Here is a 24,472-nt window from a genome sequence, read left to right as displayed (position 1 = left end):
ACTAACGAAAAAGAAGAAATGATTTATGAATCTTGAAAACATAAAGAAATTTGGCGGCAAGATAACTTTTGACGAAATATCCAGCCTAGCCGGATCGGATATTGCGCTCATTACAAATGAATTAAGGGAGGATCTTTTGCAAGCGCTACTCCCGCACGAGCAAATAATAGACATTGGCTGGTATCCCGAATTCAGTGAACACGGCGCCTTCAGAATCTCATTAATCGCAAATCAAAATTGGGCATCGCCTATATACACCGAAACGGCCAAAACCTGGGCCGATCTTGAAAAAGCGTTAGATCATACATTGAATAAAGTAAAAATTTAATGGATCGACGAGCTCGCGTTGACTAGCCAGCGTCGACGACGGTCGTTAGCCTTTCGCCTATAAACATGACTTGCAGACCAACTCATCGAGGAACACCAAGTCTGGGGCACCTTGCGCTACGAATACGACAACGTCGGCCAGCTCAGCCACTGCCGTCTGCCGGATGGCTGCACGCTCGATTACCGTCATTTGTCCGGTGGACGCCTGAGCAGCATCGACCTCAACGGCTCTCGCCTGACCAGCCACCAGTTCAACGCCGGTCGCGAGCAACAACGCCAACAAGGCTTGCTGCTTAGCCAGTACCAATACGATGAACAGGGCCGACTACAGGCCCACAGCGTCAGCCAACGGGACAAGCACCTGTTCCAGCGTCGCTACAACTACGATGCCAACGGCAACCTCGCCGGTATTAACGACAGCCGCAAAGGCAACCGCAGCTATCACTACGATCCACTCGACCGACTGATCAGCGTACGCGGCGCCATGCCAGAGAGCTTCGCCCATGACCCGGCAGGCAACCTCCTCGGACAGAATGACCTGCCTGTTGCGAATCTCGCTAACGTCAAAGGCAATCGCCTGCTGATGCAAGGCGATCGCCATTACGACTACGACGCCTACGGCAACCTGATCCGCGAGCGTCGCGGCGCCGGCCAAAAGCTCGTCACCGAATACCGCTACGACTGCCAACACCGCCTGATCGGCGTCAGCCTGCCGGGCGGCAGCACAGCAACCTACAAATACGACGCCTTTGGCCGCCGCATTGAAAAGTCAGTCGACGGTCACACCACCGAGTTTCTGTGGCAAGGCGAACGCCTCATCGCTGAAAGCGCCGGGAACCGCTACCGCAGCTACATCTACGAACCGGGCACTTTCCGCCCGCTGGCAATGCTCGACGGCGAAGGCCCGCTAAAAGCGGCCCCGTTCTACTACCAACTCGACCACCTCGGCACACCGCAGGAACTGACCGACTACAGCGGCGAAATCATGTGGTCGGCGAAGTACCGTGCCTATGGCAACCTAGCAGCGCTGGACGTCAGCGAAATCGATAACCCGCTGCGCTTCCAAGGTCAGTATTTCGACGCCGAGACAGGGTTACATTACAACCGCCACCGCTACTACAATCCAGGGACTGGACGGTTCTTGACGCCGGATCCGATCAAGCTTGCGGGTGGGTTGAATAGCTACCAGTACGTGCCTAACCCTACGGGGTGGGTGGATCCGTTGGGGTTGAATGGATGTCCGCCAGATGGGGATGGAAAAGGAAATTCAACGGAACCCACTAAAAATGCAAAAGTCGATACCAATGAATCGTCAGCACCAGAAATTCCTTGGTCAAATAGCTCAGTAAAACGAGCCTCAGAAGCACTGGATAGAGGTGCTACTTCTGTTACCGTTAATAGCAGAGCGGAAGCTGAAGAATTGTTCTTGGGCAAATATGTCGGACAAGGCTATAGAAACGCTGAAGAATTCAACTCAGCAACGGCTAAGACGCATTTTAGAAAAGTCAAAGACCCTGAAAAATATTACCATTGGGATGACACTCCTGTTTCAGATATTCAAACAAGGAAAGTCACGATGGCAAATCATGACCCAAGTGACCCCCATGGCGCGAACCCACACTTACAGCTTCACCCAGTAAAAGGTGAAGTAATACGCATCTACTGGCCAAACCAATTCGAAGGTCAAAAATGAGCTCTCAAAAAATAATCCCTAGAAAAGTATGGTGGGGACTGGAAGCAAAATCCTACACAGAAATTGCGCAAGAACTGCCATCGCATGATAGTTCGCTTCGAAAGTGGGCCGCCATTTACGCTGTATACCACCTAAACTTTGAAGACAGACATCCCGGAGAACGCTACTACAGCTTTTTAGAGGATTCAAAAGACTTCAAATATGTCTTTATTGAATTCACTTTATCAATCCACATACTGGAAACTAGGGATAGTATCGGTGCTAACGACACCACAATTACAAAACTCCAAACAATGGATACAGAGGATGAAATCAATGCTTTTCTGGAGAAGAACCACATCGACCCAGAACTGTTCACTCCTCCTTGGACTTGCGATTACCCACTAGATTGAATGAAAAAGCGAACAAAACAAAAATTTGGCGATAATTTCCGCGCATGGCCTAACTTCGTACGAAGCAGACGTCGACATCAGCAACATTATGTCACGGAGCATGAAATGACAGGCCAACCAAAGCGAAAGAACACCTAATGATTATTGAACTTGATGGCTTATCAATTTTAACGGAGCGGGATTTCCATAAGCGGATAGCTTCAGCCTTTTCCGTAACACAAAACTTCGGAAACAACCTAAACGCTTTGTGGGACCTGCTCAGCACAGACATTCAGCGTCCCACTGTAATCATATGGAAAAACTCAAAACATTCCGAAGAAAGCATGGGCGAAACCTATAAGAAAATAATATCTATATTCGAAAGAACAAAAGCCCAAGACATTTCTCTAGGATTAGACGAAAAATTTGACTACAAATTGAAATGAAAAAACTATACTTTGCGGCGTATTGTTTTATTTCCGATGCGCAATCTCGAAACTGTCAGCAGCGTAGATCGGAGCGCTCCTAGGCGTAGAGATCCAAAACAACCAAATGAGAAAGAAACTCAAATACCACCTCCAGCCAATCCGAGTGCCAAGCGGCTGGACTATAACAATCAACAATCTGTTCGAGGTTGAGCTAACACCGGAGACCATCGACTGGTTTTCCAGCTCGGTACTGATTGGAGGAGTTCGCCGAAGCACCGGGCATTGCTTTGACACTAGAGTCGAGCCTGAAGGGGACCCCAGCGGAGATTTTGTCATTGATATGCTAACGATCCAATATGACAAAAGAGGCGAACCCATCAGAGGCTCCGAAATTTTTTAGGCGAGTTCAGAACTAAAAGCAAAAGTGCATTTATTGAAAAAATTGAAGAATTCATGATCGAGGCGTGAAAGCCAAATAATGGTCTACGCCCCCATAAAGCCAACAATTTAAAAGGCTGTTAACGGTACATCCGAGCCGCCATTGCATCTCACTTATAGCGCTGCGTTTTATATAGATGTAATCGCTCTCTCGCTAGGATCCAAACAACCCCCCACAAATTGGTCACCTCGTAATTTACAATCGAACCCGATTCAGAAGGGAATTACAAACTTCGGCCTCCGTTTAAGCCCCAATTCAACGACACAGGAAAATCGCAACTCAACGCTGCGATTTCCCCAGAACTTCACCCCCGCCAACCGTACCTGCCTCTCCAACTCCACCTTCAATTCCGGCTCCAGTTTCAACTGCCGTGCCAGTTCATCCAGATAGCTCTTCTCCATAAAATTCTCCTCATCCACCAGCATCACACTGGCGATGTACATCTCCGCCGCCATTTCCGGCGTACTCGCCGCGCGGGCGACGTCGGTGGGGTCGAGGGGTTTGTTGAGTTCGGCGTGGAGCCAGTGTTGCAGTTCCTGATCGTTGTCGAGCTTTGTGAATTCGCCTTCGATCAGTTCGCGCTCGCGCTCGTCGATGTGGCCGTCGGCTTTGGCGGCAGCGACCAGGGCTTTGAGGATGGCCTGGCTGTGTTGTTCGACTTGCGCCGGTGGCAGGCGGTCGAGGGTTTGCGGTTCGGTTTGGGGGCGCTGCCTTTTGCGCGTTGTAGTTGCCGTAAGCCTTGTAGGCCAGCACGCCGAGTGCGGCGAGGCCGCCGTAGATCGCGACTTTGCCGCCGACCTTGCGCACTTTTTTGTTGCCGAGCAGCAGGCCCATGGCGCCGGCCGCCAGTGCGCCTCCGCCTGCGCCGGAGAGCAAGCCGCCGAGGCCGCTGGCGCCTGACGAGCCGCCGAGCAAGCCGCCCAGCCCACCGGCAGCCGATTTGTTCGACGCGCCGCCAGCCTTGTTCTGCAGCAGATCCTGGCCGGATTTGAGCAGTTGATCGAGCAATCCACGGGTGTTCATGTTCCGCCTCCAAACAGGGGTTATCCGGATCTGTAAGGCCCTCAGCCTAGTGCGAAAGTGCCCGAAGCGGCCGCGCGAGTGTGCTTCGAGATGTTGCTTGCATTCGGAATTGAAGTCCGCGGCTGACCTTGAAAAAACCGATCTACACTTCAGCCCAGCACGAAATCTCCATCGCCGATGTCGAGACACGCCCGCCCCGCCACGGCCATCTCTGACTACGCTAATAACAAGCCGCCCACGGCACGCTGCACCGCGTTCACCACTGCCCCGACCATAATATGAAGAAGAGGGATCAACCATGTTCGTGCACAAGACCGCACTGCTCAGTGCAATCACCACGGCCCTGCTGGCCAGTGCCAGCTTGCAGGCCGCCGAGCCGTTGAAGGCTGTCGGCGCCGGCGAAGGTCAGCTGGATATCGTGGCGTGGCCGGGTTACATCGAACGGGGCGAGAGCGACAAGGCGTATGACTGGGTGAGCGGTTTTGAGCAGGAAACCGGTTGCAAGGTCAACGTCAAGACCGCCGCGACTTCCGACGAGATGGTCAGCCTGATGGCCAAGGGCGGTTACGACCTGGTCACAGCGTCCGGGGATGCATCGCTGCGGTTGATCGCTGGCAAGCGTGTACAGCCGATCAACACGGCCTTGATCCCGAACTGGAAATCCCTCGATCCACGTCTGAAAGACGCGCCATGGTACGTGGTCAACCACCAGACTTACGGCGCCCCGTACCAGTGGGGCCCGAACGTGCTGATGTACAACACCAATGTATTCAAAACGGCGCCGAGCAGCTGGAGCGTAGTGTTCGCCGCGCAGGATCTGCCCGATGGCAAGGCGAACAAGGGTCGCGTGCAGGCGTATGACGGCCCGATCTATATCGCCGACGCGGCGCTGTACCTGAAATCGACCCAGCCTGATTTGGGCATCAAGGATCCGTACCAACTCACCGAAGCTCAGTACAAAGCCGTGCTCGATCTGTTGCGCGCGCAGCAGCCGCTGATTCACCGCTACTGGCACGACACCACGGTGCAGATGAGCGATTTCAAAAACGAAGGTGTGGTCGCATCCAGCGCCTGGCCGTATCAGGTCAACGGCCTGATCAACGAGAAACAGCCGATCGCCTCGACTATCCCCAAAGAAGGCGCCACCGGCTGGGCCGACACCACCATGTTGCACACCGAGGCCAAGCATCCGAACTGTGCTTACAAATGGATGGATTGGTCGCTGAAGCCGAAGGTCCAGGGTGATGTGGCGGCGTGGTTCGGTTCGCTGCCGGCGGTGCCAGCGGCGTGTAAAGAGAGCGAATTGCTTGGCGCCGAGGGCTGCAAGACCAATGGTTTTGATCAGTTCGACAAGATCGCTTTCTGGAAAACCCCACAGGCTGAGGGCGGCAAGTTCGTACCGTATAGCCGCTGGACGCAGGACTACATCGCGATCATGGGCGGCCGTTAAAGTCTCTTCGCGAGCAGGCTCGCTCCCACATTGGATTGTATTCCTCCTGTGGGAGCGAGCCTGCTCGCGAAGCTCTTAAGATTCAGGTTTTCCAGCAGTAAGGCCGAGCAGGCGCGACAGCCCTCGCCTTTTGGGGAGCAACACACCATGCCACTTGCAGTCCAGTTCACCAACGTGTCCCGGCAGTTCGGTGAGGTGAAGGCCGTTGACCGGGTTTCCATCGACATCGAGGACGGTGAGTTCTTTTCCATGCTCGGCCCCTCGGGTTCGGGCAAAACCACTTGCCTGCGCCTGATTGCCGGTTTTGAGCAACCGAGCGCCGGATCGATCCGCATCCACGGCGCCGAAGCGGCCGGTTTGCCGCCATATCAACGTGATGTCAACACAGTGTTTCAGGACTACGCGCTGTTCCCGCACATGAACGTGCTTGATAACGTCGCCTACGGTTTGAAGGTCAAAGGTATCGGCAAGGCCGAACGTCACAAACGTGCCGAAGAAACCCTGGACATGGTCGCCCTCGGTGGTTACGGCGTGCGCAAACCGGTGGAGTTGTCCGGTGGCCAGCGCCAGCGTGTCGCCCTCGCCCGCGCTCTGGTCAATCGCCCGCGCGTGCTGTTGCTCGATGAGCCGCTCGGTGCGCTGGATCTGAAACTGCGCGAACAGATGCAAAGCGAACTGAAGAAACTGCAACGCCAGCTCGGCATCACTTTTATCTTCGTCACCCATGATCAGACCGAAGCGCTGTCGATGTCCGATCGCGTCGCCGTGTTCAACAACGGCCGCATCGAACAGGTCGACACGCCGCGCAATCTGTACATGAAGCCGACCACCACTTTCGTCGCTGAATTCGTCGGCACTTCGAACGTGATCCGTGGCGATCTGGCGCTGCACATCAGCGGTCATTCGCAAGCGTTTTCGATCCGCCCGGAACACGTGCGTTTCGCCGATGGCCCGCTCGCCAGCGACGAAATCGAAGTCAGCGGCCTGCTCCACGACATCCAGTATCAGGGCAGCGCCACGCGTTATGAACTGAAGCTGGAAAACGGCCAGAACCTGAGCATCAGCCACGCCAACAATCAATGGCTCGACAGCAGCGCGCAACATCAGACGGGGCAGCGACTGAGTGCGCGCTGGGCACGGGAAGCGATGGTTGAACTGCATGACAACGTGGCGAGCGAGGTGTGACATGAGCGCCCTCGTGATGACTTCGTCGCCACCGCTGCGCAGGTTTTCCAACCTGCTCTATCGCAAGCCCAACCTGTACCTGTCGATGCTGCTGGTGCCGCCGCTGCTGTGGTTCGGCGCGATCTATCTCGGCTCGTTGCTGATGCTGTTGTGGCAGGGTTTCTACACCTTCGACGACTTCACCATGGCGGTCACGCCGGACCTGACGCTGGCCAATTTTGCCGCGCTGTTCCAGCCGTCGAACTTTGACATCATCCTGCGCACGCTGAGCATGGCGATCGTCGTCTCGATCGCCAGCGCCATCGTTGCATTTCCGATCGCCTACTACATGGCGCGCTATACCACGGGCAAGACCAAGGCGTTTTTCTACATCGCGGTGATGCTGCCGATGTGGGCCAGTTACATCGTCAAGGCTTACGCGTGGACGCTGCTGCTGGCCAAGGGCGGCGTGGCGCAATGGTTCGTTCAGCACCTGGGTCTGGAGCCGCTGTTGCAGATGGTTCTGGGGATTCCCGGTGTCGGCGGCAGCACTCTGTCGACCTCGCACTTGGGGCGGTTCATGGTGTTCGTCTACATCTGGCTGCCGTTCATGATCCTGCCAATCCAGGCCTCGCTGGAGCGTTTGCCGCCGTCGCTGTTGCAGGCCTCCGCAGACCTTGGCGCCAAACCGCGTCAGACCTTTATGCAAGTGATCTTGCCTTTGTCGATTCCGGGAATTGCGGCGGGTTCGATCTTCACTTTTTCGCTGACCCTGGGCGACTTCATCGTGCCGCAACTGGTCGGCCCGCCGGGCTACTTCATTGGCAGCATGGTGTACGCGCAGCAAGGGGCGATTGGCAATATGCCAATGGCGGCGGCGTTTACGCTGGTGCCGATCGTGCTGATTGCGGTTTACCTGGCCATCGTCAAACGTCTGGGGGCCTTCGATGCGCTCTGACGCTTCAGCACAAGGGCGTGCGTCTTTGGGTTTGAAAATCGCAGCCTGGGGTGGGCTGGTGTTTCTGCACTTCCCGATCCTGATCATCTTTCTCTATGCCTTCAACACCGAAGAAGCCGCGTTCAGTTTTCCGCCGAAGGGCTTCACCCTGCGCTGGTTCAGCGTGGCGTTTTCCCGGCCGGATGTTTTGGAGGCAATCAAGCTGTCGCTGCAGATCGCCGCCATCGCTACGCTGATCGCAATGGTGCTTGGCACGTTGGCGTCGGCGGCGTTGTACCGGCGGGACTTTTTCGGCAAACAGGGCATTTCGCTGATGCTGATCCTGCCGATTGCGCTGCCGGGGATCATCACCGGGATCGCCTTGCTGGCGACGTTCAAGTCGCTGGGCATCGAGCCGGGGATGTTCACCATCATCGTCGGCCATGCGACCTTCTGCGTGGTGATCGTCTACAACAACGTTATCGCTCGCCTGCGCCGCACTTCACACAGTTTGATCGAAGCGTCGATGGATCTCGGCGCCGACGGCTGGCAGACCTTCCGCTACATCATCCTGCCGAACCTCGGCTCAGCGATGCTGGCGGGTGGCATGCTGGCGTTGGCGTTGTCGTTCGATGAAATCATAGTCACCACATTCACCGCCGGGCATGAACGCACGTTGCCGTTGTGGCTGCTCAATCAGTTGAGCCGCCCACGGGATGTGCCGGTGACCAATGTCGTGGCGATGCTGGTGATGATCGTGACGATGTTGCCGATTCTCGGCGCGTATTACTTGACGCGAGGGGGCGAGAGCGTGGCGGGGAGTGGCGGGAAATAAATATCTGACAGACACCGTTTTCCTTGTGGGAGCGAGCCCGCTCGCGAAGTGGCCGGCACATCCAACGTTGATGTCGACTGACACAGCGCTTTCGCGAGCAGGCTCGCTCCCACAGGGTCCCGGTTTATTCAGGAAAACAACAGTTGCTGTAAAGAGGACAAACCCATGCAAACCAGACTCTTGATCAACGGCCAACTGGTCGACGGCGAAGGCCCGGCGCAGCCGGTGCTCAACCCTGCGCGGGGCGAAATACTGGTGGAGATCAACGAAGCCAGCGAAGCCCAGGTCGATGCCGCCGTGCGTGCCGCCGACAACGCCTTCGCCGAGTGGTCACAAACTGTTCCGAAAGACCGCTCGCTGCTGCTGCTCAAACTCGCCGACGCCATCGAAGCCCACGGCGAGGAACTGGCGAAACTGGAATCCGACAACTGCGGCAAACCCTACAGCGCCGCGTTCAACGACGAGATTCCGGCGATTGCCGACGTGTTCCGCTTCTTCGCCGGCGCCAGTCGTTGCATGGGCGGTTCGGCCGCTGGCGAATACTTGCCCGGGCATACCTCGATGATTCGCCGCGATCCGGTTGGTGTAATCGCCTCCATCGCACCGTGGAACTACCCGCTGATGATGGTCGCCTGGAAAATCGCTCCGGCGTTGGCTGCCGGTAATACGGTGGTGCTCAAACCGTCGGAACAAACTCCGCTGACCGCGTTGCGTCTGGCCGAACTGGCGTCGGAAATCTTCCCGGCCGGCGTGCTCAATCTGGTATTCGGTCGCGGTCCTACGGTGGGCAGTCCACTGGTGAATCATCCGAAAGTGCGCATGGTTTCCCTGACCGGTTCGATCGCCACCGGCGCCAACATCATTTCCAGCACCGCCGATAGCGTTAAACGCATGCACATGGAACTCGGCGGCAAGGCGCCGGTAATCATCTTTGACGATGCCGATATCGACGCGGCGGTGGAAGGTATACGTACCTTCGGCTTCTACAACGCCGGTCAGGATTGCACCGCTGCGTGCCGGATCTACGCGCAGCAAGGCATCTACGACATGTTCGTCGAAAAGCTCGGCGCGGCGGTCAGCAGCATCAAGTACGGCTTGCAGGACGATCCCTCAACCGAACTCGGCCCATTGATCACCGCGCAACATCGCGACCGTGTTGCCGGGTTCGTCGAACGCGCCGTGGCACAACCGCACATTCGCCTGATCACTGGTGGCAAATCGGTCGACGGCGATGGTTTCTTCTTCGAACCAACGGTATTGGCCGACGCGCAGCAGGATGACGAAATCGTCCGCCGTGAAGTATTCGGGCCGGTGGTTTCGGTGACGAAATTTACCGAGGAAGCACAGGCGCTGGAGTGGGCCAACGATTCGGACTACGGCCTGGCGTCATCCGTGTGGACTTGCGATGTGGGACGCGCGCATCGTCTGTCGGCGCGCTTGCAGTACGGCTGCACATGGGTGAATACTCACTTCATGCTCGTCAGTGAAATGCCCCACGGCGGTCAGAAACTGTCCGGCTACGGCAAGGACATGTCCATGTTTGGGCTGGAGGACTACACCACGGTTCGGCATGTGATGTTCAAGCACTAGGATCCAGAAACTTCGCGAGCAGGCTCGCCCCCACATTTGATCTCTATTCCCTGTGGGAGCGAGCCTGCTCGCGAAAGTGTCACCTCGGCTCCAGAACGGAAACCGGCTCTACGAAGCATTTTTGCCTCGGCACCTTCACCAAAACAAAAACGCTTAAAGCAACTAGCGTCGGCATCGTCGATGCCGACGCTGGCAGGTTGAATAAATGGGCGACTGCAAAAGCCAAAAGGCTCTCACTGTGCCCTTACGTTAAAACCGCGAAACACTCCGCATCGCATCCACCAGATAGCGCATGGCGATCCGGTCGCTCTCCGACAACTCTCGGTAACGCTCCACCAACTTCAACTCCTCGGAATTGAGACGACGTCTTCTGCGCCCGCCGCCCAAGCAAGGAAAAATGCCCAACATTTCGGTGATGCCTTGTATTTTTGCCATGGACGATGTCCTTCTCTATTGAGTCAAGAAACTGCTGAACCTCACATCGCCCTGCCTCTTCGAGCAGCGTCGTGTGCCCCGCCGGCACGAAGGCTTGTATCCGGTCTTGCCCATAGAATAGGAATTAAATCGGCGTTGAAAAGTGGTTTTTAGAGTAATTAATCGAAAAAAGCAGATATGCCCTCTAAATCAGAGAGCCCTGTCAGAAAAATTACAGACATGTCTTGTTTCATTGCCAGATGACGCAACGCAAACAAGCCTTTTTGCCCGACAATCGAACCGATTAAGCTAGCGGGCATCTGTTTATAGTCCGTTGCGTTTGGCCGAAGGCATGACCGAACCGTAATTTCCGATCCGACAGGTGCCAGGAACGGCGCTGGATTGCACACGACAGGTTGTATTTATGCACCGCAGGAATTTGCTCAAAGCGTCCATGGCCATTGCGGCCTATACCGGTCTTTCCGCGTCGGGCCTGCTAGCCGCCCGCGCCTGGGCAGCCAATGGCGGCGCCGCCGATGGCGAGGCTCAGGCCTTTGATTTCGAATCGTTGAAGCGCCAGGCCAAGCAGCTCGCCGGCAACGCCTATCAGGATACGAAACAGGTGTTGCCGCCAACCCTGGCAACCATGACTCCGCAGAATTTCAACGCGATCCGCTACGACGGCGAGCATTCCTTGTGGAAGGAAAACAAAGGTCAGCTGGACGTGCAGTTCTTCCACGTCGGCATGGGTTTCCGTCAGCCGGTGCGCATGTACAGCGTTGATCCGAAGACGCGCATGGCGCGCGAGGTGCATTTCCGCCCGGCGCTGTTCAATTATGAGAACACTTCGGTCGACACCCAGCAGCTCAAGGGCGATCTGGGTTTTGCCGGCTTCAAACTGTTCAAGGCACCGGAGCTGGATCGGCATGACGTGGTGTCGTTTCTCGGCGCCAGCTATTTCCGTGCGGTCGATGCTACTGGCCAATATGGCCTCTCCGCGCGCGGCCTGGCCATTGATACCTACGCGAAGAAGCGCGAAGAGTTTCCCGACTTCACCAAGTTCTGGTTCGAGACGCCGGACAAGAACGCCACACGCTTTGTGGTCTACGCCTTGCTCGATTCGCCGAGCGCGACCGGTGCCTATCGTTTCGACATCGATTGCCAGGCGGAACGGGTGGTCATGGAAATCGACGCGCACATTAATGCGCGTACCGCCATTGAACAGCTGGGCATTTCGCCGATGACCAGCATGTTCAGCTGTGGCACCCACGAACGGCGCATGTGCGACACCATCCACCCGCAGATTCATGACTCGGATCGCCTGGCCATGTGGCGCGGCAACGGCGAGTGGATCTGCCGCCCGCTGAACAACCCGGCCACCCTGCAGTTCAATGCGTTCGCCGATACGGATCCGAAGGGTTTCGGTCTGGTGCAGACCGATCACGAATTTGCCAACTATCAGGACACCGTCGACTGGTACAGCAAGCGTCCGAGCCTGTGGGTAGAGCCGACGACCGCATGGGGCGAAGGCTCTATCGATCTGCTGGAAATTCCTACCACCGGCGAGACGCTGGACAACATCGTCGCGTTCTGGACGCCGAAAAACCCGTGGCTGCCGGGGACTCGCTCAATTATGGCTACAAGCTCTACTGGAGCGCACTGCCGCCAGTGGGTACGCCTTTGGCGCGGGTGCACGCGACCCGTTCCGGCATGGGCGGTTTCACCGAAGGCTGGGCACCGGGCGAACATTACCCAGAGGTGTGGGCACGCCGCTTTGCCGTGGATTTCACCGGCGGCGGGCTGGAACGTTTGCCGCAGGGCATCGGGATCGAACCGGTGGTGACCTGCTCGAACGGCAAGGTGCAGGATTTCAGCGTGCTGGTGCTGGACGACATCAAGGGTTACCGGATCCTGTTCGACTGGTACCCGACCAATGACAGTGTCGAGCCCGTGGAACTGCGCCTGTTCATTCGTACCAACGACCGCACCTTAAGTGAGACCTGGTTGTACCAGTACTTCCCGCCAGCGCCGGACAAGCGCAAATACCCTTGAAGATTTGAGGCGCCTGCGCGGACCTCATCGCTGGCAAGCCAGCTCCCACAATGAATGGTGTCGAGCATAAATTTCGCGTACGCCACCAAACCTGTGGGAGCTGGCTTGCCAACGATGGCGCCAGCACGGCAACAAAGACAACCAGACGAAAAAAGCCCCGGCCATCACTGACCGGGGCTTTTTGCTTTATCTCGACTGACTCAATCACGCAAATCCGATTCATGAATCGGCTGATCCCGATGGGTCGCCCGCTGATACTGCGCCGGCCACACCGCTTTGCGTCCACCCAGATCGTCATCGGCATGCAACGGCCAGTACGGGTCACGCAGCAGTTCCCGGGCGAGGAAAATGATATCGGCCTGACAGGTGCGCAGGATGTGCTCGGCCTGGGCAGGCTCGGTAATCATGCCGACAGTGCCGGTGGCGATGCCTGACTCTTTGCGTACCCGCTCGGCAAAGCGCGTCTGATATCCGGGTCCAACCGGAATTTCCGCGTTTGCAGCTGTCCCTCCTGAAGACACGTCAATGAGATCGGCGCCCAGCGTGTGCAGGCGACGCGCCAGCTCCACGGTCTCATCCGGATTCCAGCCGTCTTCAACCCAATCGGTTGCCGAGACGCGGACAAACACCGGCAATTCCTCCGGCCACACCGCCCTCACCGCTTCGGTGACTTGCAGCACCAGGCGGATGCGGTTTTCGAACGAACCACCGTATTGATCGCGGCGTTGATTGCTCAGCGGCGAAAGAAACTGATGCAGCAGATAACCGTGCGCGGCATGCACTTCAACCACGCTGAACCCAGCCGTCAGCGCTCGTTTGGCCGCGTCGACGAAGGCCTGAATAATTTCGGCGATCTGCCTTTCATCCAGCTGCTTCGGTTGAGTGTGTTGCGGATCGAAGGCAATCGGCGATGGCCCGACCGGGGTCCAGCCGCCGTCTTCGGGTTTGACGCTGCCATGCTTGCCGATCCACGGCCGGTGGGTGCTGGCCTTGCGCCCAGCGTGGGCCAGCTGAATGCCGGCGACCGCGCCCTGGGCGGTGATGAAGCGAGTGATGCGTTGCAGCGGTTCGATCTGTTCGTCGTTCCACAGACCGAGGTCTTCGGCGGTGATGCGCCCGTCGGCGGTAACTGCCGTGGCTTCGGTGAAAACCAGACCGGCACCGCCCACCGCGCGGCTGCCCAGGTGCACCAGATGCCAGTCGTTGGCCAGGCCGTCGACGCTGGAGTACTGGCACATCGGCGACACGGCGATGCGGTTGGGCAGGGTCAGTTGGCGAAGAGTAAAGGGTTCAAGCAGCAGACTCATGGGGCACCTCTCGAATCAGTGGGCAGGCTCCAGGGTTCTGTTTGAAAAGTCGACGAGTGACAGAAAAAGGGTGCAGCACCCGCCCCCGCGGGCAAAAATTCGACAAGACGTCACAAGGCCAATCAAGCAGTGCTTAGAGCCTAGTCGACAACCGGAGATGACGGAGGGTTCAGAGTAATTCAGTGTGTGAAAGGACGCTTTCGCGAGCAGGCTCGCTCCCACAAGGCAGCACCGTACCTGTGGGAGCGAGCCTGCTCGCGAATGGCTTAACGCGGTTCGATATGAGCAATCATCAGCTGCACCGTCTCGTTGCCGCGAAACTCGTTAACGTCGAGCTTGTAAGCCAGTTCAACCCATTGAATCGTCGGGTTCGGCCACACATCGCGATCAATGCCAAACGCGATGCCATCGAGCTTCACCGAACCGCATTCGCTTTTCAGCACCACTTTCAAATGCCGCTCGCCAACCACGCGCTGCTCGACCAACTGGAACACGCCATGAAACAGCGGCTCAGGAAAGTGCTGACCCCATGGCCCGGCGTGGCGCAAGGCGCGGGCCAGTTCGAGGTGGAACTCTTCGACGGCCAGCGTGCCGTCCGACAACATGCGCCCGGTGAGGTCTTCTTCGCGAAGTTGCCTACGTACTTCGGCGTCAAATGCCTCGGCGAACAAGGGAAAATTTTCCTGCGCCAAGGTCAGACCAGCGGCCATCGCGTGGCCACCGTACTTGGCGATCAGGTTCGGATGCTGCGCCGCGACCACGCTCAGCGCATCGCGAATATGGAAACCCTGCACCGAGCGACCGGAGCCCTTGAGCAGACCATCACCGGCATCGGCGAAAGCAATGGTCGGGCGGAAATAGCGCTCTTTCATCCGCGAGGCGAGGATGCCGATCACACCCTGATGCCACTCCGGATCGAACAGGCACAGACCGAACGGCATCGACTCGACCGGCAGATCCTTGAGCTGCGCCAGCGCTTCTCGCTGCATGCCCTGCTCGATGGATTTGCGATCCTGGTTCATGCCGTCCAGTTGCGCAGCCATTTCCCGCGCCAGATTGGCGTCGGCGGTGAGCAGGCATTCGATGCCCAGGCTCATATCGTCCAGACGTCCGGCGGCGTTCAAGCGCGGGCCGACGATGAAACCCAGGTCGGTGGAAGTGACCCGCGCCGCGTCACGCTTGGCGACTTCGAGGATCGCCTTGATTCCCGGACGCGCCCGGCCGGCACGAATCCGCTCCAGCCCTTGATGCACAAGGATGCGGTTGTTGGCATCCAGCGGCACCACGTCGGCGACGCTGCCCAGCGCCACCAGGTCGAGCAGTTCGCCGATGTTCGGTTGTGGCTTGCTCTCGTACCAGCCGAGGCTGCGCAGACGCGCGCGCAACGCCATGAGTACGTAAAAGATCACTCCGACGCCGGCCAGCGCTTTGCTCGGAAACTCGCAGCCCGGCTGGTTCGGATTGACCAGCGCATCGGCCTGCGGCAGTTCATCGCCGGGCAAGTGATGGTCGGTGATCAATACCTTCAGTCCGGCGCGCTTGGCCGCCGCGACGCCTTCGACGCTGGAGATGCCGTTATCGACGGTGATCAATAGTTGCGGTTCACGGGTCAGCGCGACTTCGACGATTTCCGGCGTCAGGCCATAGCCGTATTCGAAACGGTTCGGCACCAGGTAATCGACATGCGCCGCGCCCAGCAGGCGCAGACCGAGCACACCGACAGTGCTGGCGGTGGCGCCGTCCGCGTCGAAGTCGCCAACAATGAGAATGCGCTGACGCTGCTCCAGAGCCGTCACCAGCAGGTCGACCGCCTCATCAATGCCTTTGAGCTGCTGGAACGGGATCAAGCGCGCCAGACTCTTGTCCAGCTCTGCCTCCGACTGCACGCCCCGCGCCGCGTACAGGCGAGTCAGCAGTGGCGGCAGATCACCGAGGAAAGGCAGCGTGGCAGGCAGTTGACGAGGTTCGATACGCATGGGGCGAAGGAGGCTTCTCTTTGATTCGTGGGAAAATATCAGCGGTGTCGCGACCTCAGCCGCGCTCACCTTGCAGCCATTGCAACTGGACTTCGTGCTGACCGCGGTCGTCGGTGACGAAGATCGTGCCTTCGCTGATCATCACGTCCCACTTGATGACGCGGGGCATGTCCTTGGCCAAGGTCTCCAGCACTTCCGGCGGAACGGCGGCGATGTTGACGTTTTTCAGGTTCTTGATCGCCGGGATCACCTTGGTTTCCCAGACACGCAGGCTGCCGTAGGCCAGCAGACTGGTGCGTTCGGTGCGGCGCGAGCACCAGGTCAGGCGATCGGCATCCGGCTGGCCGACTTCGATCCAGTGCAGGACACGGTCGTCCAGGCTCTTTTCCCACAAGGCCGGTTCATCTACGTCTGACAGACCACGGCCGAACGACAGCTGCTCGTTGTACCAGAGTGCGTAGGCCAGCAGCCGCACGGTCATACGCTCTTCGGTTTCCGAAGGATGACGGGCGATGGTCTGCTTGACGCTTTCGTAGACGCTGCGGTCGAGGTCGGTGAGGTTCAGTTCGAATTTGTAGGTAGTGGACGGCTGGGCCATGAACGGGCTTCTTGATACGAGGAAAGTCGGCAAGTCTAACCGATGCCACAGGCAATCATCGAATTGATGGCGATCGAGCTGCGGCGTCTGACAGCCGGCTATGTTAAAACCCTGTATCCGTTCAGCCTTGTCCTACAGGATTTCGCATGCCGTTCACCAGCAAACCGCTCTCGGGTCTGAAAGTCATTGAATTGGGTACGCTGATCGCCGGGCCGTTTGCCTCGCGCATTTGCGGCGAATTCGGCGCCGAAGTGATCAAGATCGAATCGCCGGACGGCGGCGATCCCCTGCGCAAGTGGCGCAAGTTGTACGAAGGCACCTCGTTGTGGTGGTTTGTCCAGGCGCGCAACAAGAAGTCGCTGACCCTCAATCTCAAACACCCTGACGGTTTGGCGATCCTGAAAAAGCTGCTCAGTGAAGCCGACATCCTTATCGAAAACTTCCGACCCGGCGTACTGGAAAAACTCGGCCTGAGCTGGGAGACCCTGCACGCACTGAATCCGAAACTGGTGATGGTGCGTCTGTCCGGCTTCGGTCAGACCGGGCCGATGAAAGACCAGCCAGGTTTTGGCGCGGTCGGCGAATCCATGGGCGGTCTGCGTTACATCACCGGCTTCGAAGACCGGCCACCGGTGCGCACCGGGATCTCCATCGGCGATTCGATTGCCGCGCTGTGGGGCGTGATCGGTGCATTGATGGCGCTGCGTCATCGCGAGGTCAACGGCGGACTGGGCCAAGTAGTCGACGTTGCGCTCTACGAAGCCATTTTCGCGATGATGGAAAGCATGGTGCCGGAGTTCGACGTCTTCGGTTTCATCCGCGAGCGCAGCGGCAACATCATGCCGGGCATCACGCCCTCTTCGATCCACACCAGCGCCGACGGCAAGCATGTGCAGATCGGTGCCAATGGCGATGCGATCTTCAAACGCTTCATGCTCGTGATTGGCCGTGAAGATCTGGCCAACGACCCGGTGCTGGCCAGTAATGACGGCCGCGACGGTCGCCGCGACGAGTTGTATGGCGTGATCGATCGCTGGGTCAATTCCCTACCGCTGCAGACTGTTCTCGACTTGCTCAACCAGGCCGACGTACCGGTCAGCCGGATCTTTAGCGCCGAGGACATGTTCAACGATCCGCAATACCTGGCGCGGGAAATGTTCCTGCATGCCAAGCTGCCGGACGGCAAGGATTTCAAAATGCCCGGCATCGTGCCGAAGTTGTCGGAAACGCCGGGGTCGTCCGAATGGGTGGGGCCGCAGTTGGGCGAACACAATGCTCAGGTGCTTGGCGATCTGGGCTACGACGCGGCGCAAATCACTCGGCTGCGTGAAGACGGGGCCATCTGAGCACCGCCGGGCGCTTCGGTTTTTCGAGCAACAAGCCGCGCACTGCGCAAACGCTGGGCAAAAGAAACCCCGAGAAGTGGGGAGACGACTCGGGGTTAAACGGGGTCTGCTTCGAGACCCGTAGCAGCAAGCGACAAGCACCGGAGCACAATGCTTGATCCTGCTGCTATGGGGTCTGACTGACAGGGATGCAGGAAGGTTCCCACAAAAAATATTTCATCTTTACAGAGCCGGACGCTTGTCCAGAGCTGCATTGCGCAACGCTGCAATGACGCAGGGTTCCAGCCGCCCTTCGGCGATCATCACGTCGCGGTGCAGGCCGTCCACCACGTCGGTCAGCAAGCGCTTGTCGCTCAACTGGGCCTGATTGAATTCGCGTTCCACCACAATGGCGCCGCTGCTGTTCTTAAGCGTCACCAGACATTCACCATGGCTGCCGCGAGGGGTCAGCGTCACCTGATACGGGCTCAGAGCCTCACCGAGCAATAGACTGATACTTTCCATCTCGATCTCCACTCAATAGTCCGAAAACACAGTGCCTGGGGCGTGTTCACATTAAATGACCACCGGCCCGAGAAGAAAGTTCTGCCTGTCGCGCCCCAATCTCATGGGCCTGCGTCTGACAGAGCATGCACGGCGAAGATGACAGAAAAATAACCGCCGGTTTCAGACCTCGAAGAGTTCCTGTGGTGTGATCAGATAGCTGTCCAGCAGCCCCTCATCAACACTGCCGAGACCGGCGTCTGCAGACGCCCCAGCAGACGCAGACGTTGCTGGCGGAGCACCGGTTCCAGATCACTCAACAGGCTCTGCGCGACAGACCCCAGCAGAATCAGCGCGCGCGCCTCATGGTGGGCGGCCAAATGGTGAATCAGGGCCAGGCCATCGCCACCCTTGAGTTGCGGATCGCAAATGGCAATATCTACCGCACCGCGGTGCCCCAGAGAACACAAGGCTGACGAAAGCGAAGGCGCGGTCAAGACGTCGTAGATGCCGATGGCATTGAGCATTTGATGCAATGCCATCAGTTGGAACGGGTTGGGTTCAAGAATCAGAACTTTAAGCGAGCGCATGGGCGACCTCTGGAGCGATCATCGCGGACTCTCACCGCAGTTGTCGTTCACTCTAGGGCAGGCGTCTTAAGCCTCCCATCAGAAAAGTAGTCGCGTCTTGCAGGACATTTCCCTTCTTTATTGCAGACATCGGCAGCCGCTCTCGGTCCGGCGCTGGGTGATGTCGGTCCAGCCGCCCAACAAGCCGCGCAACTTGCCGTCGCCGCTGTAAAAAGGCACGGTCCACTGATAGACCTCTCGAGGCCCGCCATTGAATAGCAACTGGCGCTTGCTGAAGCGCGATTTGCGGGTCTGCAGCTGCGCGATGAATTCGTCGTGCAGCATCCGCGCGGTGGCTTCGGGAAATGCGTCAACCTCGATCAGCAAACGCCCCTGCATCTGATCCAGGCGCACCGACAGCGCTTCTTCGTAACTGCGGTTGCAGATGATCAGACGCCCCTGCAAATCGCGTACGAATACAGGGTCTGGCATGGAATCGATCAGAGCATGCTGAAAGGCCAGTTGATCACCCAGCTCCTTTTCCGCTTCACAGCGCAACTTGATCACCGCCGCCAGGCGTCTGTTCCATACCAACGACAGTATTCCGAACACACCGATCACCCCCATCGCCCAGCATGCCCACTCGACCAGCCGCTCCCAGAGGGACGGCACCGGTGGCGGCGAGATGCCTTCGAGCCATTTGAGACGGATCGCCCGCAACTCGGCAGCCGGGAAAGCTTCCAGCGCCTTGTTGAGAATACTCAGCAGCTGCGGCATGCCTTTTCGCACAGCCAGATGATCGGCTTCCCACTTGCCTTCTACCAGTCCGCCGACCTTGAGCATGCCCAACGGATAAAGCTGCGCGCCGATTTCGTTTTCGATGGTCGCATAGGCTTCACCGCTTTCCACCAACGCTCGCGCTTCGGCGTAGGTCTTCACCGAACGAATTTGAATCGACGGGTAATCGCGCCGAATCACGTCCTCCAGAGCATGGCGGGCGGGTAAAACCACAACGCGCTTGGCCAGCTGTTCGAAAGACTCCACCCTTGGGGTGTTGGCATGTCCGACAAAAACCCAGCCGGCACCTCCGAAAGCATGACTGAAATCCAGAAAGGTCTTGCGATCATCACTCATGGCCAATGTCGTACTGATGTCCGCGACCCCGCTTTGCAGACGTTCAAGCATATGATCGGTGGAGAACGACTCCTGATGCTCGAATTGCAGGCCCGTCATTGCACTGACGCGTTTGAGCACATCGTTGTTCAGGCCGCTCCATTGGCCGTGTTCGTCCTGAAACAGGTACAGCGGATATTGCACCGATGCCACCGTCACTCTGGGGTTGTCGCGGATCCACTGCCGCTCTTGCGCATCCAGCTCGACAGCCGCCACGTTGACCGCCGCATTGGCCTGATCGAGTGCCATCTGCGCCGCCACGCCGCTGTGCATCCATCCCAGCACCGCCAACAAAAACAACCAGCCCAGTGCCGGTTTCAAACCTCTGTAAAACAGCATTGCCATTTCCTTCGTGATCGACTCACCCGTCCTTCGTGGGTGAAAACCCGAGCAGTGTGGCAGCAGAAACAAAAAAGCCCGTCAGGAGACGGGCTTCAAAATGTGACAGCTTTTACTGGCTTAGAGTGGCTTGCCGCGGTTGCCGTGCTGACTGACAAAGGCTTGCACGGCTTTCAGGTCGTTTGGCAGCACGGTGCAGCGCTCGTTTCGCTCAAACAAATCAGAAAGATGTGCAGGTAGTTCGAGCGCTTTTCCTACACCCGCTTTCTCCACTGCCTCGGGAAACTTGACCGGATGGGCAGTGCCCAGAATCACCATCGGAATGTCCAGACTGCGACGGCACTCGCGCGCAGCCTTCACGCCGATGGCAGTGTGCGGATCAAGGACTTCACCGCTCTGCTCGTAGACGTCGGCGATGGTTTCGCAGGTCTGCGCATCGTCCACCGCCAGCGAGTCGAACAGCTTGCGCGCTTCGGTCCAGCGCTCTTGTTCCACGCTGAAGCTGCCATCCTTTTTGAACGAGTCCATCAAACCGGCAATCGCCGCACCGTTGCGACCGTGCAGGTCGAACAGCAGACGCTCGAAGTTCGACGAGACCATGATGTCCATCGACGGCGACAGCGTTGCGTGCAGGGTTTCCTTGACGTACTGATTGCCGCTCATGAAGCGGTGCAGGATGTCGTTGCGATTGGTCGCCACGATCAACTGGTTGATCGGCAGGCCCATGTTGCGCGCCAGGTAACCGGCGAAGATGTCGCCGAAGTTGCCGGTCGGCACCGAGAACGACACCGAGCGCGCCGGACCGCCCAACTGCAGCGCGGCATGGAAGTAGTAAACGATCTGGGCCATGATCCGCGCCCAATTGATCGAGTTCACCGCCACCAGACGCGTGCCTTTGAGGAAGCTCTGGTCGGCAAAGCTGTTCTTGACCATTTCCTGGCAGTCGTCGAAGTTGCCTTCGATGGCGATGTTGTGGATGTTCTCGCCGAAGATCGTCGTCATTTGCCGACGCTGTACTTCCGACACACGCTGGTGCGGGTGAAGGATGAAGATGTCGACGTTTTCGCAATGCTTGCAGCCTTCGATGGCCGCCGAACCGGTATCACCGGAGGTTGCACCGACAATCACCACGCGCTCGCCGCGCTTTTCCAGCACGTAGTCGAGCAGACGGCCGAGCAGTTGCAGGGCGAAGTCCTTGAACGCCAGGGTCGGGCCGTGGAACAGTTCCAGCACCCATTCATTACCGTTCAACTGACGCAATGGCGCCACGGCGCTGTGGGCGAACACGCCGTAGGTTTCTTCGAGGATCTTCTTGAAATCGGCATCCGGAATGCTGCCGGTCACGAACGGGCGCATCACCCGGAACGCCAGTTCGTGATACGGCAGGCCGGCCCAGGAAGCGATCTCTTCCTGAGTGAAACGTGGCAGGTTTTCCGGGACGTACAGACCGCCATCGGTCGCCAGACCGGCCAGCAGGACCTCTTCGAAATTCAGGGCCGGGGCCTGGCCGCGAGTACTGATATATCGCATTTTTTCAAACCTTCGGTTTGAGCTGCAAGCTGCAAGCTGCAAGTCGCAAGTAAAAGCCAGACTGCTTCTCTCTTGCCGCTTGCAGCTCGAAGCTTGCCGCTGCTTTTAGTTCAAATGTTCGACACGGATCCGTACAACCGGGCCGTCGACGCCAGCCAGTGCTTCCAGCGCGGTGATCGCATCATTTATGCGCTGCTCGACCACGCGGTGGGTCAGCAGGATCATCGGCACCAGGCCGTCATGCTCTTCGACTTCCTTCTGCATGATCGATTCGATATTGATGCCGCGCTCCGACAGGATGCTCGCCACTTGAGCCAGTACGCCCGGATGATCCTTGGCGTGAATGCGCAGGTAGTAAGCGCTTTCGCAGGCTTCGATCGGCAGGATCGGATGCGCCGACAACGAGTCCGGCTGGAAGGCCAGGTGCGGCACACGGTTTTCCGGGTCGGATGTCATGGCGCGAACCACGTCGACCAGGTCGGCGATCACCGACGAAGCGGTCGGCTCCATGCCAGCGCCGGCACCGTAGAACAACGTCGAACCGGCGGCGTCACCGTTGACCATCACTGCGTTCATCACGCCGTTGACGTTGGCGATCAGGCGATCAGCCGGAATCAGTGTCGGGTGCACGCGCAACTCGATGCCAGCGTCAGTGCTGCGCGCCACACCGAGGTGTTTGATGCGATAGCCCAGCGCTTCGGCATAGTTGACGTCGGCGGTGGTCAGTTTGGTGATGCCTTCGGTGTAAGCCTTGTCGAACTGCAGCGGAATACCGAAGGCAATCGACGCCAGAATGGTCAACTTGTGCGCGGCATCGATGCCTTCGACGTCGAAAGTCGGGTCGGCTTCGGCATAACCCAGCGCCTGCGCTTCGGCGAGCACGTCTTCGAACGTACGGCCCTTCTCACGCATTTCGGTGAGGATGAAGTTGCCGGTGCCGTTGATGATGCCCGCGACCCAGTTGATGCGGTTGGCGGACAGGCCTTCGCGGATCGCCTTGATCACCGGAATGCCACCGGCCACCGCTGCTTCGAACGCCACGATCACGCCTTTCTCGCGTGCCTTGGCGAAAATCTCATTACCGTGAACGGCTATCAGCGCCTTGTTCGCGGTGACCACATGCTTGCCATTCTCGATGGCCTTGAGTACCAGCTCGCGGGCAACGGTGTAGCCGCCCATCAGCTCTATGACGATGTCGATCTCAGGGTTCGTGGCCACTTCGAAGACATCGTTGGTAATCGCAATACCGGTCGTCTGGAACTGAGGCTTTGGCGTGCGCGTGGCAATTTGTGCCACTTCGATTCCACGCCCGGCACGACGAGCAATTTCCTCGGCGTTGCGCTGAAGTACGTTGAAGGTACCGCCACCGACGGTCCCTAACCCACAGATGCCTACTTTGACCGGATTCACTGTGAACTCCCCATGAAACGGCCGACACAGGGTCGGCCGGAAAACAACCGCGTGCTCGCGGCTCTCTGTTGATGGCCCGGCGCTGTTGCTGCCGGACCACGATCGTCATCGGTTGCCCGAGACGATGCGAATTACTTCGCGCCCAGCGCCAGTTTGGCGACTTGTGGCGCCGGCTGGTAGCCCGGAATGACCTGGCCGTCAGCCAAAACGATGGCCGGTGTACCGTTCACGCCGATCGACTGACCGAGGGCGAATTGCCTGGAAACCGGGTTATCGCACTTGGCGGCCTTGATTTCCTTGCCATCGACCATTTTGTCCATGGCGGCTTTCTTGTCCTTGGAGCACCACACTGCCTGCAGCTGCTCGTCACCCGGCGAATTCAGGCCCTGGCGCGGAAACGCCACGTAGCGCACTTCGATGCCGCGCTTGTTCAGCTCGGGCACTTCGGCATGCAGTTTGTGGCAGTACGGGCAGGTGGTGTCGGTGAACACGGTGATGTGCGATTTGGTCTCGCCCACGGCCGGGTAGACCACGGTTTCGGCCACCGGAATGGCATTGATCAGTTTGGAAATGCCCAGGCGTTCGGTCTTTTCGGTGAGGTTGACCGGTTTGCCGTTCGCGAGCTGATACAGGTTGCCCTGGACGATGTATTGGCCATCGGCGCTGGCGTAAAGCACGCGGCTGCCTTTGAGTTTGACTTCGTACATGCCAGGCAACGGACTGGCGCTGATGCTCTCGACCGGAACCTCGAGTTCGAGTTTTTCCAGGCTTTGACGAATGGCTTTGTCGGCCGCGTCATCGGCGACGGCAAAGGTGCTTACCAACGCAATGGCGGCGGCAGCGAAAATCTGGGTCAGACGCATGAGTACTCCTGAGGGCGGGCGTATGGAACGATCAGAACGCCCGTGCGAAACACCGGGTCATAACCGTCCATCGTGCAAACCGGCAAAGCCTAACACATAAGGTCACGAGGGCCGAATGCGCCTGTCGCCACACACTCATGTGCAACTGACACATC

At 58.1% G+C, this 24,472-nt stretch carries 19 protein-coding genes and 3 pseudogenes; 11 read left to right on the top strand and 11 right to left on the bottom strand.

Annotation, left to right across the window (positions count from 1 at the left end):
- Positions 1-25 precede the first annotated feature (25 nt).
- From LJU32_09830 to LJU32_09815, 4 genes and pseudogenes are all read left to right on the top strand, one after another.
- Entirely contained in the window at positions 26-328 is a 303-nt protein-coding gene (locus LJU32_09830; GenBank protein ID WKV90433.1) for a hypothetical protein, read from the top strand.
- Positions 329-344: 16 nt separating this feature from the next.
- Positions 345-1,561, top strand: a pseudogene (locus LJU32_09825) (RHS domain-containing protein).
- A gap of 455 nt (positions 1,562-2,016) precedes the next feature.
- On the top strand, positions 2,017-2,412 hold the full coding sequence (locus LJU32_09820; protein WKV90432.1) for a hypothetical protein: 396 nt from the start codon (positions 2,017-2,019) through the stop codon (positions 2,410-2,412).
- A 137-nt stretch (positions 2,413-2,549) separates the two neighbouring features.
- Positions 2,550-2,837 carry a barstar family protein gene (locus LJU32_09815; GenBank protein WKV90431.1) on the top strand — a complete coding sequence of 96 codons (288 nt, stop codon included), beginning with the start codon at positions 2,550-2,552 and terminating at the stop codon, positions 2,835-2,837.
- A 726-nt stretch (positions 2,838-3,563) separates the two neighbouring features.
- On the opposite strand, the pseudogene LJU32_09810 reads toward LJU32_09815, so the two are convergent.
- Positions 3,564-4,281: pseudogene (locus LJU32_09810) on the bottom strand (tellurite resistance TerB family protein).
- A 298-nt stretch (positions 4,282-4,579) separates the two neighbouring features.
- Between LJU32_09810 and LJU32_09805 the strand changes: the two are divergent.
- The 5 genes from LJU32_09805 to LJU32_09785 all read left to right on the top strand — a co-directional run bounded on the left by LJU32_09805 (position 4,580) and on the right by LJU32_09785 (position 10,257).
- Complete coding sequence (locus tag LJU32_09805; GenBank protein ID WKV90430.1) at positions 4,580-5,731, top strand: ABC transporter substrate-binding protein; 1,152 nt, start codon at positions 4,580-4,582, stop codon at positions 5,729-5,731.
- 147 nt (positions 5,732-5,878) lie between these two features.
- Positions 5,879-6,916, top strand: coding sequence for an ABC transporter ATP-binding protein (locus LJU32_09800; protein WKV90429.1), 1,038 nt, complete (start codon positions 5,879-5,881; stop codon positions 6,914-6,916).
- A 1-nt stretch (position 6,917) separates the two neighbouring features.
- On the top strand, positions 6,918-7,853 hold the full coding sequence (locus LJU32_09795; protein ID WKV90428.1) for an ABC transporter permease: 936 nt from the start codon (positions 6,918-6,920) through the stop codon (positions 7,851-7,853).
- Positions 7,843-8,667: an ABC transporter permease gene (locus LJU32_09790; GenBank protein WKV90427.1), complete on the top strand. Its 825-nt coding sequence runs from the start codon at positions 7,843-7,845 to the stop codon at positions 8,665-8,667. The genes LJU32_09795 and LJU32_09790 overlap by 11 nt, the downstream gene beginning before the upstream one ends.
- 165 nt (positions 8,668-8,832) lie before the next feature.
- Positions 8,833-10,257: a gamma-aminobutyraldehyde dehydrogenase gene (locus LJU32_09785; GenBank protein WKV90426.1), complete on the top strand. Its 1,425-nt coding sequence runs from the start codon at positions 8,833-8,835 to the stop codon at positions 10,255-10,257.
- Between the two features lie 249 nt (positions 10,258-10,506).
- Here the strand turns inward: LJU32_09785 and LJU32_09780 are convergent, their stop codons facing one another.
- On the bottom strand, positions 10,507-10,692 hold the full coding sequence (locus LJU32_09780; protein WKV90425.1) for a hypothetical protein: 186 nt from the start codon (positions 10,690-10,692) through the stop codon (positions 10,507-10,509).
- Positions 10,693-11,095: 403 nt separating this feature from the next.
- On the opposite strand from LJU32_09780, the pseudogene LJU32_09775 reads away from it, so the two are divergent.
- A pseudogene (locus tag LJU32_09775) lies at positions 11,096-12,723 on the top strand (glucan biosynthesis protein D).
- Positions 12,724-12,923: 200 nt separating this feature from the next.
- On the opposite strand, the gene LJU32_09770 reads toward LJU32_09775, so the two are convergent.
- The 3 genes from LJU32_09770 to LJU32_09760 all read right to left on the bottom strand — a co-directional run bounded on the left by LJU32_09770 (position 12,924) and on the right by LJU32_09760 (position 16,604).
- Positions 12,924-14,030, bottom strand: a complete 1,107-nt coding sequence (locus tag LJU32_09770) for an NADH:flavin oxidoreductase/NADH oxidase (protein ID WKV90424.1) — start codon at positions 14,028-14,030, stop codon at positions 12,924-12,926.
- A gap of 266 nt (positions 14,031-14,296) precedes the next feature.
- Positions 14,297-16,006, bottom strand: coding sequence for a single-stranded-DNA-specific exonuclease RecJ (gene recJ, locus LJU32_09765; protein ID WKV90423.1), 1,710 nt, complete (start codon positions 16,004-16,006; stop codon positions 14,297-14,299).
- A 55-nt stretch (positions 16,007-16,061) separates the two neighbouring features.
- On the bottom strand, positions 16,062-16,604 hold the full coding sequence (locus LJU32_09760) for a YaeQ family protein (protein WKV90422.1): 543 nt from the start codon (positions 16,602-16,604) through the stop codon (positions 16,062-16,064).
- Positions 16,605-16,750: 146 nt separating this feature from the next.
- On the opposite strand from LJU32_09760, the gene LJU32_09755 reads away from it, so the two are divergent.
- Positions 16,751-17,950 (top strand): CoA transferase, encoded by a 1,200-nt coding sequence (locus tag LJU32_09755; protein WKV90421.1) that lies wholly within the window; start codon positions 16,751-16,753, stop codon positions 17,948-17,950.
- A gap of 222 nt (positions 17,951-18,172) precedes the next feature.
- Here the strand turns inward: LJU32_09755 and LJU32_09750 are convergent, their stop codons facing one another.
- The 6 genes from LJU32_09750 to dsbC all read right to left on the bottom strand — a co-directional run bounded on the left by LJU32_09750 (position 18,173) and on the right by dsbC (position 24,317).
- A complete protein-coding gene (locus LJU32_09750; protein ID WKV90420.1) occupies positions 18,173-18,454 on the bottom strand; it encodes a DUF3509 domain-containing protein in 282 nt (93 codons plus the stop codon).
- A 191-nt stretch (positions 18,455-18,645) separates the two neighbouring features.
- Positions 18,646-19,023 carry a response regulator gene (locus LJU32_09745; GenBank protein WKV90419.1) on the bottom strand — a complete coding sequence of 126 codons (378 nt, stop codon included), beginning with the start codon at positions 19,021-19,023 and terminating at the stop codon, positions 18,646-18,648.
- Between the two features lie 117 nt (positions 19,024-19,140).
- Positions 19,141-20,514, bottom strand: a complete 1,374-nt coding sequence (locus tag LJU32_09740; GenBank protein ID WKV90418.1) for a transporter substrate-binding domain-containing protein — start codon at positions 20,512-20,514, stop codon at positions 19,141-19,143.
- Positions 20,515-20,634: 120 nt separating this feature from the next.
- Entirely contained in the window at positions 20,635-22,044 is a 1,410-nt protein-coding gene (gene thrC, locus LJU32_09735) for a threonine synthase (protein ID WKV90417.1), read from the bottom strand.
- A gap of 105 nt (positions 22,045-22,149) precedes the next feature.
- Positions 22,150-23,454, bottom strand: a complete 1,305-nt coding sequence (locus LJU32_09730; protein WKV90416.1) for a homoserine dehydrogenase — start codon at positions 23,452-23,454, stop codon at positions 22,150-22,152.
- Between the two features lie 131 nt (positions 23,455-23,585).
- The gene (gene dsbC, locus LJU32_09725; GenBank protein WKV90415.1) at positions 23,586-24,317 is read right to left on the bottom strand and encodes a bifunctional protein-disulfide isomerase/oxidoreductase DsbC; all 732 of its coding nucleotides are present in this window, start codon (positions 24,315-24,317) and stop codon (positions 23,586-23,588) included.
- Positions 24,318-24,472: the final 155 nt, after the last annotated feature.

It is taken from the genome of Pseudomonas sp. B21_DOA (genome assembly GCA_030544685.1).
Taxonomy (GTDB): domain Bacteria; phylum Pseudomonadota; class Gammaproteobacteria; order Pseudomonadales; family Pseudomonadaceae; genus Aquipseudomonas; species Aquipseudomonas fluorescens_AO.
This window is presented reverse-complemented; position numbering and strand designations above follow the sequence as displayed.